The organism is Trueperella bernardiae, assembly GCF_030246965.1.
GTDB classification, from domain to species: Bacteria; Actinomycetota; Actinomycetes; order Actinomycetales; family Actinomycetaceae; genus Trueperella; species Trueperella bernardiae.
Genome location: NZ_CP127099.1, coordinates 1,378,139 through 1,393,082, shown reverse-complemented (window position 1 = coordinate 1,393,082; position 14,944 = coordinate 1,378,139). Strand labels below are relative to the sequence as shown.

General features: G+C 66.5%; 13 protein-coding genes. 4 read left to right on the top strand and 9 right to left on the bottom strand.

Going from position 1 to position 14,944, the window contains the following annotated elements:
- Nucleotide 1: 1 nt before the first annotated feature.
- Nucleotides 2-802 carry a thymidylate synthase gene (locus QPC17_RS06480; protein WP_062613497.1) on the bottom strand — a complete coding sequence of 267 codons (801 nt, stop codon included), beginning with the start codon at nt 800-802 and terminating at the stop codon, nt 2-4.
- The gene (locus QPC17_RS06475; protein WP_062613498.1) at nt 799-1,308 is read right to left on the bottom strand and encodes a DUF2505 domain-containing protein; all 510 of its coding nucleotides are present in this window, start codon (nt 1,306-1,308) and stop codon (nt 799-801) included. The genes QPC17_RS06480 and QPC17_RS06475 overlap by 4 nt, the downstream gene beginning before the upstream one ends.
- A 39-nt stretch (nt 1,309-1,347) precedes the next feature.
- On the opposite strand from QPC17_RS06475, the gene QPC17_RS06470 reads away from it, so the two are divergent.
- A complete protein-coding gene (locus QPC17_RS06470) occupies nt 1,348-2,775 on the top strand; it encodes a sensor histidine kinase (RefSeq protein ID WP_062613499.1) in 1,428 nt (475 codons plus the stop codon).
- A gap of 65 nt (nt 2,776-2,840) precedes the next feature.
- On the opposite strand, the gene QPC17_RS06465 is transcribed toward QPC17_RS06470, so the two are convergent.
- The 6 genes from QPC17_RS06465 to QPC17_RS06440 form a co-directional block, all read right to left on the bottom strand.
- Nucleotides 2,841-3,083: a WhiB family transcriptional regulator gene (locus QPC17_RS06465; RefSeq protein WP_062613500.1), complete on the bottom strand. Its 243-nt coding sequence runs from the start codon at nt 3,081-3,083 to the stop codon at nt 2,841-2,843.
- Nucleotides 3,084-3,173: 90 nt separating this feature from the next.
- Nucleotides 3,174-5,555, bottom strand: coding sequence for an ABC transporter permease (locus QPC17_RS06460; RefSeq protein WP_276787463.1), 2,382 nt, complete (start codon nt 5,553-5,555; stop codon nt 3,174-3,176).
- Nucleotides 5,555-6,280 (bottom strand): ATP-binding cassette domain-containing protein, encoded by a 726-nt coding sequence (locus tag QPC17_RS06455; protein ID WP_285347123.1) that lies wholly within the window; start codon nt 6,278-6,280, stop codon nt 5,555-5,557. Before QPC17_RS06455 ends, QPC17_RS06460 begins: the two co-directional genes overlap by 1 nt.
- Nucleotides 6,277-6,963 (bottom strand): response regulator, encoded by a 687-nt coding sequence (locus tag QPC17_RS06450; protein WP_062613503.1) that lies wholly within the window; start codon nt 6,961-6,963, stop codon nt 6,277-6,279. Before QPC17_RS06450 ends, QPC17_RS06455 begins: the two co-directional genes overlap by 4 nt.
- Nucleotides 6,956-8,143 (bottom strand): sensor histidine kinase, encoded by a 1,188-nt coding sequence (locus QPC17_RS06445; protein WP_070446384.1) that lies wholly within the window; start codon nt 8,141-8,143, stop codon nt 6,956-6,958. The genes QPC17_RS06450 and QPC17_RS06445 overlap by 8 nt, the downstream gene beginning before the upstream one ends.
- Nucleotides 8,144-8,195: 52 nt before the next feature.
- A complete protein-coding gene (locus QPC17_RS06440) occupies nt 8,196-8,942 on the bottom strand; it encodes an SOS response-associated peptidase (protein ID WP_285347122.1) in 747 nt (248 codons plus the stop codon).
- A 52-nt stretch (nt 8,943-8,994) separates the two neighbouring features.
- On the opposite strand from QPC17_RS06440, the gene QPC17_RS06435 reads away from it, so the two are divergent.
- Nucleotides 8,995-11,646 carry an NAD-dependent DNA ligase LigA gene (locus tag QPC17_RS06435; RefSeq protein WP_244899230.1) on the top strand — a complete coding sequence of 884 codons (2,652 nt, stop codon included), beginning with the start codon at nt 8,995-8,997 and terminating at the stop codon, nt 11,644-11,646.
- Between the two features lie 208 nt (nt 11,647-11,854).
- On the opposite strand, the gene QPC17_RS06430 is transcribed toward QPC17_RS06435, so the two are convergent.
- The gene (locus QPC17_RS06430) at nt 11,855-13,114 is read right to left on the bottom strand and encodes a phospholipase D-like domain-containing protein (protein ID WP_070446380.1); all 1,260 of its coding nucleotides are present in this window, start codon (nt 13,112-13,114) and stop codon (nt 11,855-11,857) included.
- A 34-nt stretch (nt 13,115-13,148) separates the two neighbouring features.
- Between QPC17_RS06430 and gatC the strand changes: the two genes are divergently transcribed.
- Together gatC and gatA are read left to right on the top strand one after the other, a co-directional pair.
- On the top strand, nt 13,149-13,448 hold the full coding sequence (gatC, locus tag QPC17_RS06425) for an Asp-tRNA(Asn)/Glu-tRNA(Gln) amidotransferase subunit GatC (RefSeq protein ID WP_068538715.1): 300 nt from the start codon (nt 13,149-13,151) through the stop codon (nt 13,446-13,448).
- Entirely contained in the window at nt 13,448-14,944 is a 1,497-nt protein-coding gene (gene gatA / locus QPC17_RS06420; RefSeq protein ID WP_432049306.1) for an Asp-tRNA(Asn)/Glu-tRNA(Gln) amidotransferase subunit GatA, read from the top strand. Before gatC ends, gatA begins: the two co-directional genes overlap by 1 nt.

The window sequence follows — 14,944 nt, the reverse complement described above, 5'->3', positions numbered from 1 at the left end:
ATTACACGGCCACCGGGGCGTGAATCGCGGGGTGATGCTGGTATCCCTGGGAGGCGAGGATGTCGTCCATGTCGTAGTCGAAAATGGAGTCGGCCTTCTTCAGCTCGAGCGTAGGGAAGGGGTAGGGTTCGCGCGAGATCTGCTCACGCACCTGGTCCACATGGTTCAAATAAATGTGGCAGTCCCCGCCCGTCCACACGAAATCGCCCACGTCCAACCCCGCCTGCTGGGCCACCATGTGCGTGAGCAAGGAGTAGGAGGCGATGTTGAACGGCACGCCCAAGAACAGGTCCGCCGACCGTTGGTACAGTTGGCAGGACAGCTTGCCGCCGGCCACATAGAACTGGAACAGGGCGTGGCAGGGCTGCAGGGCCATGTCGTCGAGGTCGGCCACATTCCACGCCGACACAATCATCCGCCGCGAATCCGGGTTCTTCTTCAACTTCTCTACCACGTTCGCGATCTGGTCAATGTGCTCTCCGGACGGGGCCGGCCACGAACGCCACTGGTAGCCATAGACGGGCCCGAGTTCGCCGTCGTCGTCAGCCCACTCATCCCAAATGGAAATCCCGCGCTCCTGAAGCCAGCGCACATTCGTATCCCCGCGCAAAAACCACAGCAGTTCGCCTTTGACCGCCTTCATCGCTACAAACTTCGTGGTGATGCGCGGAAAGCCCTCGGCCAGGTTGTAGCGCAGCTGGCGACCAAACACGGACAGCGTGCCAGTGCCGGTGCGGTCGCCCTTGCGCTCCCCGTTTTCTAGGACGTCGGCCAGCAGATCCTCGTATTGACGGTTAATCATTCTTCCTCCGTGCGCCGCCGCAGGACCTCGGCGTTGACCAGATCAGTATCCTTGGCAATGACCTTACTCAGCTGGTCTACCACCATCTTCTCGATTCGGCCACCAATAAAAGGCACCGACACCTTGATCTCGCCGCTGATCTTCGCCGCGGTGGTCGCGCCGGTGTCAGCGAGCAGGAAGGTGAGCGAGCCGGCCACGGGCGCGCCCGACACATCGATCGTGTACGGGATCTTCGCCCCGTCCACGCGCCCGGCCTCGTTGTGGACCACGGGGGTGGCCGTTGCAAAAACCTTCGCGCCGTGTGGGAAGAAGGAGCGCGCCGCCGCCGGGATCTGCTCGGTCGGAACCTGGAGGCGGAAGGAATGCGTGGCGCCGTCGTCGGCAAAATCGGCCAACTCCGCGACGCCCGCCGCACGCGTGCGTGCGCGGAACAACTCGGGCGACGTCAGCACATCCAGCACGAGCTCAAGCGGGCCGACGTAGCTGGTTTCAGAAACAAACTTCATAGCTACTATTCAACACGATTAATCATTACAGTGGGAACTGTGTCTACACTCTCCCGCATTCTCAGCCGTGACTCGCACCTGAACGAGCGTCAGCGCGAATGGCTCCACCACCTCACCGGCGAGTGGCAGATCATCGCTGACATCACCTTCTCCGACCTTGCCCTCTACATCCGCGTCGAATCGGGCGTAATGACGGCCGCGCAGGCCCGCCCCGCCACCGCCACCACCGTCCACCAAACCGACTTCGTGGGCGAGATCGTCCCCGACGACGAGGCGGCCGTCATCGAGAAGGCCGCCACCACCGGCGAGCAGGTTTTTGGGCACGACGACGACGTCGACGTGCGGCTTGTGCCCGTGCGATTCGAAGGGGAGGTCATCGCGGTGCTCGGGGTGATCACCGCCAAGTTCGTGGACCGCGTGCCGATGGTGCTGCTCGCCAATTATGAGTCGATCGCGGACGCGCTCATCGCCATGGTAACCACCGGGGAGTTCCCCATCGACGGCTCGCCTTCGGGCTACCGGCACGGCACCCCGCGCGTCACGGACGGGCTCATTCACGTGGACACCGAGGGCGAGACCATCTACGCCTCGCCGAACGCGATCTCTAACCTGCGCCGGCTCGGCGTGGAAAAGCCGCTCCAGGGCGCGATGCTTGCCACCGAAGTGATCGAACTAGATGGGGTGTCCCGCGTGGACGAGGCCCTGCCGCTCGTGCTCATGGGCCGGGCCGCGTGGATGACCGAGATCGAGCGCAACGACGTGGTCATCTCCTTCCGTGCCGTGCCCCTGCTGGTCAAGGGCGTGCGCCACGGGGCGCTCGTGCTCTGCCGCGACATCACCGAGCTGCGCCGCCAAGAGCGCGTGCTCATGAGCAAGGACTCCACAATCCGCGAGATCAACCACCGCGTGAAGAACAACCTGCAGACGGTGTCGGCGCTGCTGCGGATGCAGGCGCGCCGTGCAGGGGAGGGCATGACCCGGGCCGCGCTGGAGACGGCGCAGCGCCGCGTGGCCACAATCGCCGTGGTGCACGAGAAGCTGTCACAAACCATCGACGAGGTTGTGGACTTCGATCAGGTGTTCGTGCCGGTCATGCGCATGGTACGAGACGTTGGCGTTACTGGGGAGCCGGTGATCACCACGTTCGAGGGCACCTTCGGGCGCGTGCGAGCCGAGGAGGCTACGGCGCTCGGCGTGGTGATGAACGAGATCATCTCCAACGCCATAGAACACGGACTGCCGGGGGGCGGACGGCTCGACATCCGCGCCCAACGCGACGGCACCCGGCTCCACATCGAGGTGGCCGACGATGGCGTCGGCGTGGGCGACCACCGCCCCTCCGGCCTCGGCACCCAGATCGTGAGGACAATGGTGCTCTCCGAGCTCAGGGGCAATATCGAGTGGCTCCCTCGTGAGGGCGGGGGCACCGTTGTGGTGCTCGACCTCAACATCCGTTCCCAGGCCTAGGGCCGGGTCGGCCGGGCATAAGAAAAGCGGGCCTCGCTGACGGGGCCCGCGAAAGCTCCCAGCGATTAGCGGCGCACGCGCGCCGTGCGGCGCTTGAGCGTGCGGCGCTCGTCTTCCGACATGCCGCCCCACACGCCGGCGTCCTGGTTGTTGTCCAGGGCCCATTTAAGGCACACCTCCTGGACGTCGCAACGCTGGCACACGGCCTTGGCGCGCTCGACCTGTGCCATGGCGGGACCCGAGGAGCCGATCGGGAAGAAAAGCTCTGGATCCTCGTTGAGGCATTCTGCGCGGTGGCGCCAATCCATGACCTAGTCTCCTAACGCATTGTTTAACACTGGCTTATACGCCCTTAACCTTTTCAGGTTTTGTGTGCCCGGTAAAGGAAAAAAGTGTGATTAACGCCCAATTTCCGCGTAATCTCGGGCTTTTGTGCGCTTTGACACGTCGACATGGTATCCGAGTATGCCAAGGGCGAGGCACCCGAGCAGGATCGACCCGATGTTGAGGGCGAGCGTGACGATCGGGATACTCGGCTCGTGCGGGGTGGCCCGCCCGTGGAGGGTCATGAGCAGGAGGGTGCTTCCCACCCCAAGCCCCACCCCGGTCACTGAGGTCACGAAGGCGCTTGCCATTCCCTGGCTCAGTCGCCGCTGGCGGATGCGCAGCCCGGTCATACCCTTGGAGCGCAGGTAGCGGGTCTCGAGGGACTGGTCGGCGAGGTACCGGGGCACGTGCAGGTAGGCGGCGAAGCCAAGCACGGCGATGACGCTCGTTTGGATGATGGCCGCGATTTGTGACACGTTCGCGGGCGCCTCTTGCGGGGGTGTGATGGCGAGGGTGAGGAAGGGCCGGTCCTCACCGGGGGTGAGGGAGGCTTCGAGGCGGCTGAAGTCCTCGGAGATGTGGTGGTGGTCGGCGAGCCGGATCCACATGGCGGTGGGCTCGAGGTCGCCCAGCCCGGCCGAGGAGATGAGCGCGAAGGGCACGTCGGCAACGGTCACGTTCACGTTCGTCGAGCGGGTGAATCCTTTGGCGTCGACGTAGGTGAGGTTCATGGAGCTCGGCACGTTGTTGGTCCCGCGCGGAACGAGCAGCGTGCCCGGCTCGATCCGCCGCCCGAGGTAGTCCTCGGCCTCCCCGGGATCCACGGCATACAGTGCCCCGGGCTGGAAGTCTTCGGGCTCCCATCCGGAGGTGTTGAGCAGGTGGTAGGTGAGGGTGGCAGAGGCTCCGCCCCAGTCGTGCACGGCCTGGATGTCGGCGTCGGAAATGGAAGCGGAGGTGACCCCGGCGGTGATGGACAGGTCGTAGAGGTTGGCGAGGCGGTCGTCGTTGGCGGTGAGCGTGGAGTAGGTGGTGTGGAGGGCACCGAGCGCGGCGGAGGACATGAGGATGACGAACAGCGACACGGTGGTCATCGTGGCGGTGAGCGATCGCGGCAGGAGTGAGAAGGCTGAGCCGACGTGGAAGGACTTGGTCAGGCGCCTCGTCACGACGACGATCACCCCGTACGCGACCAGCGTGGCAGCTGCGAGGGCCAGCAGTGAGACGACGACGCCGCCCGCGCTCACGTTCGCGCTCAGCGCGCCGGGCATTGCGACCGTGGCGTACAGGAAGGCGGCAGCGAAAAGCACGATGGCGGGGCTGGCCGTGCGGATGGCAGGTTTCCAGGCGTTGGTGGTGCGCAGGTAGGTGGACAGGATGCCGGTGGCGGTGCCGATCACCGTGGCGAGGGCCACAGCCACGAACGCCCAGAACGTTGCCGCGGCGGGGAAGCCGATGCTCGCGGGCAGGAAGGGGGCCCCGCTTTCGGCGCGCGCGATGGAGGAGGCACCCATCGCCCCCGCGTAGCCCACCCCGATGCCGAGCAGATAGGTGAGACCGGCGACGACGCCGACCTCCCGGCCGAGCATCCGGTGGCGGCGCAGGGCCGACAGGCCGAGGGAGCGCAGGGCCTGGCTCTCGGTGGTGCGCCGGCGGGCCACGCCGACCACGGTCATGTAGACCACCGTGGTGGCGGTGATGAAGGCGGTGGTGAGCAGCCAGGGAGTGGCCTCGGTCAGGGTATCCAGGGCGTCGCGCTGGCGGGCATATTCGACGTCGTAGCGGTCCTGGGCGTTGACCACCACGGTGCCAGGGATCTCGAGGATTTCCGCCTGGAGGGTATCGGGGTCGGCGGTGGGAAGGACGCGCACCTCGATCCCGCCCTGCTCGTTGCCTTGGGCGGCCACGAAGTTGGGGTTGGGTTCGGTGGTGATCGCCTCGAAGCCCACCGGGTCAAGGAGCCGGGAGCGGGTATAGATCCCGGAGACGCTATATCGCTTGGCCACGTCCCCTCCCGCCACGGTCAGCTCGTCGCCGGCCTGGACGTGGAGGGCGCTGGCCAGCTGGTGGGTCACCGCGATCTCGCGCGGGGATGCGGGGAATTCACCGAAGATGATCTCCTGGGTACGTAGCACGGGCGGGGCGAGGGAGCGGATGGAGACGGGCAGGTGCTCGGTCTCGGTCAGTACCTCGGCCAGAAGCGAAGAATCGACGAAGACGGTCTCCACCTGGTCCAGCTCGCCGATCTGCTCGGCAACGGCCAGGGCCGTGTCGGCCTCCGAATACACCACCAGGTCCGAGTGCGGGATCGACTTCTTCACCGACAGGGCCAGCGTGTGGTCGGCGAACCCCAGCATGGTGGTGACGAAGAATACCATGGCGGCGGCGTAGGTCAGTGCCACGCCGGCAAGCAGGTGGGAGGGCCAGTGATGCTCGAGTTGCTGGCGCAGCATCAGGGTTCCTCGCTGAAGATGACACGCAGGGTATCGAGGATCGAATCGAGGGTGGGGGCGTTGAGCTCGGCGGTGATGCGCGAGTCGGTCATGAGGTACACCCTGTCGGCAGACACGGCGGACATCGGGTTGGAGGTGAAGGTCACCACGGTCATGCCGCGCTCGCGGGCACACACCCGCAGCAGCGCGTACAGGGTCTCCCGGTCGGCGCGGGTGAAGCCGTCGGTGGGCTCGTCGCACAGGACCACGCGGCGCCCGGCCATGACGAGGGCGGCGAGCGCGCACTTGTTCTGCTCGATGAGCGGAACCGCGTCAGGGTAGTGGCCGAGCACCTGGGACAGGCCGAACAGGTCGATGATCTCCGTGTGCTCCTGCGTGCTCACGCGCGTGCCGTTGAGCTTGGCGGGCAGGTCCAGGTTCTCCCCAAGGGTGAGCGCGGGCAGGAGGTTGTCCTGCTTGAACAGCAGGGCGAACGTGGAGGCGCGCATGCGCTCGCGCTCAGCGTCGGAGGTGCTGGCGAGGTCGACGCCGTCGACCACCACGCTACCCGAGGTGACGCGCTCCATCCCGCCCAGCACGTTCATGAGGGCCGACATGTCGGAGTCGAGCCCACCAAGCACGGTGGTAATGGAGGAGTCGGGGATGGTGAGGGAGACGTCGTCGAGGACGGTGCGACGCTGGCGGCCCACGCCGCTGTCGAGGCGGACGTACTCGGCCTCAATCACCCGAGATCACCCGGGCGCACGAGCCCGGCTTCGTAGGCGAGCACCACGGCCTGCACCCTGTCACGGGCGCCGAGCTTGGCGAAGATGCGCCCCACGTGGGTCTTGATCGTGGCCTGGGCGACATCGAGCTCCTCGCCGATCTCCGTGTTCGATAGCCCCTTGGCCATGTGGTAGAGCACTTCGCGCTCACGTTCGGTGAGCACGTCGACAATCTGCGGGCGCAACGCGCGATCCTCCACCGCTTTCTGGGCGATGTAGGACACGAGGCGCTTGGTGGACGACGGCGCGATGACGGCGTCGCCACGGTGGACGGTGCGGATGGAGGAGAGCATCTGGTCCGGCGGGGCGTCCTTGAGGAGGAAGCCGGAGGCGCCGCCGCGGATGGCGCGCATGACGTACTCGTCCAGGTCGAAGGTGGTGAGAATGATGACCTTCGGGCGCACCCCGTGCGGGAATTCCATCTGGTTGATCCGCTCGGTGGTCTCCAGCCCGTCCATGCCGGGCATGCGGATGTCCATGAGCACGACGTCGACCGGCACGAGTGCCAGCCGATCCAGGGCCTGCTTGCCGTGCGAGGCCTCGAGCACGGTACACATGTCGTCTTGGGAGTCGATGACCATGGAAAACCCGCTGCGCACCAGGTCCTGATCGTCGATGAGGCCCACCCGAATCTTGTCACACATGACTGTTCCTTTCGCCGGGGGTTGGAATTGTTGCTGTCACTCTAAATCCGCCGCTCGAGCGCGGTCCGCTGACCACAGTACCGCCGAAGACGGCGGCCCGCTCGGTCATGCCGATGATTCCGTGGCCCTTGCCGTCGTTGAAGGTGGCGGCCCCGCGGCCGTTGTCGCTGATGTCGAGCACCACTTCGGCCGGGCGCCAGTGGAGGGAGACCGTGATGGCGGCGTCGGGGCCGGCGTGCTTGAGGGAGTTGGTGAGGGCCTCTTGGCAGATACGGTAGAGGGCCTTGCCCACGCCAACTGGCAGTGGGCGCTGGGAGCCGGTGGTCACCAGGGCGACCTCGTGGCCGGCGGAGCGCACCTGCTCGACCAGCTGGAGCAGGTCGGCGTCGACGGGCTCAGGCGCGAGCGGGGCGTCGATTTCCTCCGGGTCGCGGAGCACGCCGATGATGGAGCGGATGTCGCCGAGGGCCGCACGGGACATGTCGGCGATGACGTCGAGCGCGCGCACCGCCGCTTCGGGGTTGTTTTTGGCGGCGTAGCGCCCCCCGTCGGCCTGGGCGATGACGACGGAGAGGGTGTGGGCCACGATGTCGTGCATTTCGCGGGCGATGCGGGTGCGTTCGGAGACGACGGCGAGCTCGGCGTCGCGCTCGGCGTTGACCTGGGCGATCTGGGCGTCGACGATGATGTGGTCGAGTTGGTCGTACTGGGCGCGGCGCAACAGGGCCACCGCCGCCGTGGCGATGACGATGGCCTGGCCGGCGAAGACGAGGAAGATGACGAGCAGGTGGGGGGACTCGCTACCCGCGTACGGCAGCACGAGGAGGAACGCGCCGAAGCAGGCGCCCAGGATCGCGGGGATCTTCATTGTGGCCGAGCCGAAGGCGAGCACAGCGTAGAGCGCGAGGAGGACGGCCACGTCCTGCGGGAAGAACTCGGTGGGGAAGGCCACGTAGCGCACGAGCGCCGCCAGGTAGACCGTGATGCCGGCGGGGACGGGGTGCGTGCGGCGGAAGAAGGTGCCGAGCACGGTGGCGACGCCGGAAGTATACAGTAGCGCGTCGTGGAGGAGGTCGATGCCGAGCACGTCAGCGGGGATCAGCAACGTGAGGAAGGCGACCAGGAGTGCCAACAGCAAGTCGCCGGGGAAGGATCCGCGGACGGTGGCAAATTCGTTCATGGCATTAGGGTACGGGGTAAAAATCGGACGCCTTTCATACCGGGGGTGTGCCTCAGGTGCGGGCGATGTTCTGCGGTGAGTTGTTGCGCACGTTACCCACCGCCCGGCCCACCTCGTGGAAGGACAGCTGGGGTCCGGGGCGTTCGAGAGCGGTGAGAAGCGCGGGGTCGTCGTTGGCGGGGTCGAGCCACGTGTCGTACTCGGAGGGCTCAAGGATGAGTGGCACCCGATCGTGGATCTGCGCCAGTTCGACCTCGGCCGCGCGCGTGACGATCGCGGCCGTCAGCAGCCACTCCTGCCCGTCCTTCCACCAGCCGTACAAGCCTGCGAACGCGAGCGGGCCGGATTCGCGGTAGAGGTAGAGCGGGGTCTTGTCCGGCTTGCGCCACTCAAAGTACCCCGACGCCGGGATAATGCACCGCCGCTTCTTCAGGGCTGGCGCGAACATACGCTTCTCGGCCAGCGTCTCCATGCGCGCGTTGATCATCGGCCGGGTGGTGTCCTTCGCCCACGGCGCGATGAGCCCCCAAAACGCCGGGGTGAGGGCGCGAACGACGCCGGGCGCGCCCTCCTCGCCAGGGGAGTCGGGCGCTTCGGGAGGTGTGGACGCGGGTGGGGTGACGGCGTCGCGAAGCGGCTCATCCCCGGGCTGGGGCGGGCGCTCGAGGACGATGGGGATGTCCTGGGTGGGCGCGACGTTCCAGTTGGGGGTGGGGGAGTAGGAGTCGGCGGCGACGTCGAGGCGGAACTCGAGCTGGATGTCGGTCCGAGACATCGTGGTTGCGTATCGTCCACACATGCCCCCAGCCTACTGGAAGAAAAATGTCGGAGGGATGGGAGACAATGAGGGGGTGAATATCGAAGAAGCAACAACACGCTGGAATGAGCTGGCGCCCAAGCTGCGCCGCGCGCAGGAGGCCTACCATTCGACGGGCGAGCCGATCATGGTGGACGCCACGTATGACTCGCTGATTGCGCAGATGCGCGCGCTCGAGGATCGCTTCCCACAGCTGTGGAGCCCGCAGTCGCCCACGATGAAGGTGGGGGCGAAGGTGGCGCGCGGGGCGGTGGCCGAGCTGCGCCATGCCGAGCGCATGTACTCGCTACAGGACGTGTTCAGCCGCGAGGAGCTGGCCACGTGGTTTGCCGGGATCACGGGCGAACTGCCGGAAGGGAGTCGGTTTACGGCCGAGGTGAAGATCGACGGGCTGGCGCTCAACCTGACGTACCGCGGCGGCGTGCTGGAGACCGCGGCCACGCGCGGGGACGGGGTGACGGGCGAGGACGTGACGCGCAACGCGCTCGCGATCCAGGCGATCCCCGCGCGGCTTTCGGGGGAGGAGTGGCCGGAACTGGTGGAGGTGCGCGGGGAGGTCTACTTCCCGATCGCGAAGTTCACCGAATTCAACGATCTGGTGGAGGCGCGCAACGAGGAGGTGGCGCGGCGCAACCAGGAGATCGATGCCTATAACAAGGCGCTGCGTGCCAAGAACGCCGGCCGGGCGAAGGAGGGGCTGGCGCCGCTACCGCGCCTGCAGCGCGAGGGGCTACTCAAGACGTTCGTCAACCCGCGCAACGCGGCGGCTGGAACGATGCGCCAGGAAGACAACACGGGCTTCGCGATCAAATCGCTGAGTTTCATCGCCCACGGGATCGGGGCTCTCGAGGGCGCCTCGGAGGCACTGCAGGAAAAGATGGCCACCCAGGAGGGCGTCTATGAGGTGTTCCGGGCGTGGGGGCTGCCCGTGTCGGGGCAGACGCGGATGGTGTCCACTCTGGCGGAGATTGAGGATTACCTCGATGAGTTTCAGGGGGCGCGGGCGTCGCTCGATCACGAGTTTGACGGCGTGGTCATCAAGCTGGAGGACCGGCGCGTGCAGGCACAGCTTGGCTACACGGCGCGCGTGCCGCGCTGGGCGGTGGCCTACAAGTTCCCGCCCACCGAGGTCCAGACCCGGCTGCTCGATATCCAGGTGCAGGTGGGCCGCACGGGGCGCGTCACGCCGTTCGCGGTGATGGAGCCGGTGTGGGTGGACGGCTCCACGGTGGCCCAAGCCACCTTGCACAACCCATTCGAGGTGGAGCGTAAGGGCGTGATGATCGGCGACGTGGTGATCTTACGCAAGGCGGGCGACATCATCCCCGAGGTGGTGGGCCCGGTGCTGGCGGAACGGGACGGTTCGGAGCGTGCCTTCGTCATGCCCACGCACTGCCCCGCGTGCGGGGGCAAGATCGCGCCGGCGAAAGAGGGGGATAAGGACCTGCGGTGTACGAACACGCGCTCGTGCCCCGCGCAGTTGCACCAGCGGGTGATCCACATCGGCTCGCGCGGTGCGCTCGACATCGAATCGCTGGGGGAGGAGTCCGCGCAGTGGCTGGCCGATCCGGACCGTTACCGGGCCGACGTGCTGATCGCGCTCGCCACCGGGCACGCGATTGAGCTCACGGATGAGGAGGCGCTCGCCGCGCATGAGGCCGGCTGGCCGCTGGAGGACGCGGCCGACCCGCGCGTGCGGATCGTGCTTACGCTTGAGCAGCGGGTGGAGCTGGGAATCACGAATGAGGACGGGGCGCTGCTCGACCCGGAGGGCGTGATTGGGGAGGAGCTCCAGCGCGAGCTCGGGATCCCCACAGCACAGAAGCCCTTCCTTGACACCGAGGCGCAGCTGTTCGCCCTCACGGCCGCGGGCCTGGAGGGTGTGCGAACATGGCTACCGATTCGGCTTGCCGGCGAGCACACGGGTGACTGGCGCTACGTGAGGGCCGGCTGGACCAAGCCGGCGTGGTCGCGGACCGGGCGCGCGGGCGAGGCGGGTGCGGGCAGAGCCGCGGAGGGGGCCGCGCCGGAGGGTGCCGCGCGGGCGGGCTTCGAGGTGAAGACGATCTCGGCACCGTCGAAGACGTTGGAGAAGGTGCTCGCCGAAATCGAGAAGGCAAAGACGAAGGAGCTGTGGCGCAAGCTCGTGGCGCTCAACATCCGCCACGTGGGGCCGGTGGCCTCACGGGCGCTCGCGGCCCACTTCGGCTCGCTGGAGGCGATGCTGGCCTCAGGGCGCGCCCAGGTGGAGGCGGGGGAGGCGCCCTTCTCCGAGATCGACGGGGTGGGCGAGATCATCGGCCGCTCGCTGCTCGACTGGTTCGAGGAACCCTGGCATTGCGAGATCGTGGACGCCTGGCGGGCGGCCGGGGTCACTTTTGAGGACGAGCGCCCGGCCGGTGGGACCGGCACGGATGGTGCGGAGGGCGCGGACGGCGTCGTGCGGCCGTTCGAGGGCATGACGATCGTGGTGACCGGCGCGGTGGAAGGCTTCACGCGTGACGGGGTGGCCGAGGCGATCATGAAGGCGGGTGGTAAGGCCACCGGCTCGGTGTCGAAGAAGACCACCGTGGTGGTGATCGGGGAAAACCCGGGCGCGTCGAAGACTACGAAGGCGGAGGCGCTCGGCATTGAGACCTGGAGCGCGGAGGAGTTCCTGCGCAGGCTCGGCCGGGCGGACGGCTAGGGGGCGGCGGTGCGGCGTGCGTGGGCGTAGCGTTAGGCGGGTGAGGTCGCCGATCGGCCAGCGCGGGTAGTCGCGCCGGAGTGTCGTCGTTAAACGCTCCTGGAGCTTCGCCGTTTGCTCGATGAGGGCGTGAGTCCACGTGGCGGTGGACTCGATACCGTCCAACAAGTTCAAATCCGGCCAGGGAAAACTGCCCCGCGCGCTGACCTTAGAGTAGCGGGGCCAGCGGGCGCAGGATCCGCTCTGTGACCCGGGCCAGGGTGCTGCGCTGAGACCATTGGGCGGCAGTGAGCTCGCGGGAGTTGGACATGTCCAGCTCGAAGATCTCCTCCATGATCTTGGCGAACGGGTTGTTGAACACTTCGACGTTGATTTCGAAGTTGCCGTCCATGGAGATCCGGTCAATGTTGGTGGTGCCGACGGTGGACCAGATGCCGTCCACGGTCATGGTTTTGGCGTGGATCATGGCTTCCCGGTAGAGGAAGATCCGCACCCCGGAGGCCAGCAGGTCCTTGTAGTAGGGCCGACCCACCCAGTCGGCCACGATGTGGTTCGAATACTCGGGGATGAGCACTCGCACATCCACCCCGCGCCTCGCGGCGGAGATGAGGGAGTGGAGGATCCCGGCGTCGGGAATGAAGTAGCCCATGGTGATGTAGACGTGGTGGTAGGCCCGGTCGATGGCGCCGAGGTAGGAGGCGCGCACGGGGTAGGACTTGAAGGCGGGCACGTTTTGCGTGGCGATCACTTTCGACGACCAGTGCGACAGCCCGCGGTCGGGCAGCTCGGGTTGGGAGTTGGGCCGGTAGACGTTCCACATGTCGACGAACGCGTTCTCAAGCTCCCACACGGACGGGCCTTTGATGCGTAGGTGGGTGTCGCGCCAGGTGTCGGCGTAGAGGGAGCCGATGTTGTAGCCGCCAACGAATCCGATCTCCTGGTCGACCACCAGCAGCTTGCGGTGATCGAAGCCGCGGTCGCGTCCGTTGCCGGTGAAGATGCCGGTGCGTAGGAGGGGGAAGAGGATGACGTGCAGGTTCTCTTGTTCGGGGAAGTTCCGAAAGCGTGGGTCTTGGTTGAGGTTGCCGAAGGTGTCGATGATGATGTACACCTGCACGCCGCGCCGGGCGGCGGCGATGAGGGCATTGCGGAACTGGTAGCCGACCTCGTCGGCCTTGATGATGTAGGTCTCGAAGAAGACTTGCTCGCGCGCGCCGTCGATAGCTTCGAGCATGTCGGCATAGAGGTCTTCGCCGAAGGTGTAGACGGTGAGGTCGGAGCCGGAGACGGTGGTGGTGCGTGGGGGCAGGGTGGGGAATTTGCCGGTGGGCGGGTTGCGACGTTTGCGGTGTTCGTCCACGGCGAGGACGGCGGCGACGGTGGCGAGCTGGGCACCGACGCCGGCGAGCACCCCGTACTTGAGGAGACGCTTGGGGGTTTCGCGATTTGGTCGCAGGAAGCGTGACATGTGCTAATAGTATCGAACGGGTTAGACTTTCCTCATGTCAAAGTTTTCAAAAGACGAGGTGGCCCGCCTGGCCGACCTCGCACGCATTTCCCTGACGGACGCGGAGATCGAGCAGTTCGCTGGCGAGCTGTCCACGGTCTCGGACGCGATGGAGAAGGTCTCCGCGGTCGCTTCCTCCGATGTTCCGGCTACCTCCCATCCGATTCCGCTCACGAACGTGTGGCGTGAGGATGTGGTGGGCACTGAAAAGCTGGATCTTGACCTGGTATTTGCTTCGGCGCCAGCCAATGAGGACGGTAAGTTCGCGGTGCCGCAGATCTTGGGGGAGGAATAATGGAGTTGCTGAAGAAGTCTGCAGTCGAGCTGGTGGCGATGTTGCGCGCCGGCGAGGTCACCTCGGTTGAGTTGACGCAGGCGTGCCTTGACCGGATTGAGGCGGAGAACGGGCACCTGAATGCGTTTCTTTTCGTTGACGCCGATGGCGCGCTCGAGGTTGCGCGGGCTGTCGACGCCGATCGCGTGGCTGGCAAGGAGTTGCCGCCTTTCGCCGGTGTTCCGGTTGCGATCAAGGACAATATCTGCCAGCTGGGTACCCCGGTGACGTGTGGTTCGAAGATGCTGGAGGGCTGGATTTCACCCTATGACGCCACGGTGGTGAAGAACCTCAAGGAGGCCCGGCTGCCGATCGTGGGGCACACGAACATGGACGAGTTCGCGATGGGTTCGTCCACGGAGAATTCGGCGTTTGGCCCCACCACGAATCCGTGGGGCGAAAACCTGATTCCGGGTGGTTCGGGTGGCGGCTCGGCCGCGGCGGTGGCGGCGTACATGGTGCCGTGGGCGCTGGGCTCGGATACGGGCGGTTCGATCCGTCAGCCGGGCGCGGTGACGGGCACGGTGGGCGCCAAGCCCACGTACGGCAACGTGTCGCGTTATGGCGTGGTGGCGATGGCGTCGTCGTTGGACCAGGTGGGCCCGTGTGCTCGCACGGTTGTCGACGCGGCGGCCCTGCAGGAGATCCTTTCCAGCCACGATCCGCACGATTCGACGTCGCTGCCCCAGGTTGCGACCGGCCTGCACGACGCGGCGGCCGAGGGCATGGCCGCGCAGGATCTGGCGGGCCTGCGGATCGGCGTGGTGAAGGAGATGTCGGGGGATGGCTTCGAGCCGGGCGTGCTCGCCGTCTTTGAGGAGACCGTGGAGAAGCTGAGGGCGCGCGGGGCGGAGGTCACGGAGGTGTCCTGCCCGGCGTTTGATTCGGCGATTGCGGCGTACTACCTCATCATGCCGGCGGAGGTCTCCTCGAATCTGGCGCGCTTTGATGGGGTGCGGTATGGCAACCGTGTGGAGCCGGAGTCTGGGCCGGTCACGGCTGAGACGATGATGTCGGCCACGCGCGGGGCGATGTTTGGTGCGGAGGTGAAGCGCCGCATCATCCTGGGCACGTACGCGCTGAGCTCGGGCCACTATGACCAGTTCTACGGCTCGGCGCTGAAGGTGCGCACGCTCGTGCATCGGGACCTGGACGCGGCGTTTGAGCAGGTGGATGTTCTGGTCACGCCCACGGCCCCCACGGTCGCCTTCGAGTTTGGCTCGAAGAAGGATGACCTGATGGCGATGTACATGAATGATATGACCACCACGCCGGCGAACCTGGCGGGCGTACCGGCGGTGTCGGTGCCGGCGGGGCTGGCGGACGGGTTGCCTGTGGGCTTCCAGGTGATCGCGCCGGCGCATGAGGACGCGCGCATGTACAAGGTGGCGGCGATGGTGGAGGCGGTCACGGACCCCTCCGCCCGCGAGTGCCCGATCGAAGTGGGGGAGAAGTAG

Coding starts and splice junctions, on each gene's coding strand:
- QPC17_RS06480 (WP_062613497.1), bottom strand. CDS start 802: ATGATTAACCGTCAATACGAGGATCTGCTGGCCGACGTCCTAGAAAAC.
- QPC17_RS06475 (WP_062613498.1), bottom strand. CDS start 1,308: ATGAAGTTTGTTTCTGAAACCAGCTACGTCGGCCCGCTTGAGCTCGTG.
- QPC17_RS06465 (WP_062613500.1), bottom strand. CDS start 3,083: ATGGATTGGCGCCACCGCGCAGAATGCCTCAACGAGGATCCAGAGCTT.
- QPC17_RS06460 (WP_276787463.1), bottom strand. CDS start 5,555: ATGCTGCGCCAGCAACTCGAGCATCACTGGCCCTCCCACCTGCTTGCC.
- QPC17_RS06450 (WP_062613503.1), bottom strand. CDS start 6,963: ATGTGTGACAAGATTCGGGTGGGCCTCATCGACGATCAGGACCTGGTG.
- QPC17_RS06445 (WP_070446384.1), bottom strand. CDS start 8,143: ATGAACGAATTTGCCACCGTCCGCGGATCCTTCCCCGGCGACTTGCTG.
- QPC17_RS06440 (WP_285347122.1), bottom strand. CDS start 8,942: ATGTGTGGACGATACGCAACCACGATGTCTCGGACCGACATCCAGCTC.
- QPC17_RS06430 (WP_070446380.1), bottom strand. CDS start 13,114: ATGTCACGCTTCCTGCGACCAAATCGCGAAACCCCCAAGCGTCTCCTC.
- gatC (WP_068538715.1), top strand. CDS start 13,149: ATGTCAAAGTTTTCAAAAGACGAGGTGGCCCGCCTGGCCGACCTCGCA.
- gatA (WP_432049306.1), top strand. CDS start 13,448: ATGGAGTTGCTGAAGAAGTCTGCAGTCGAGCTGGTGGCGATGTTGCGC.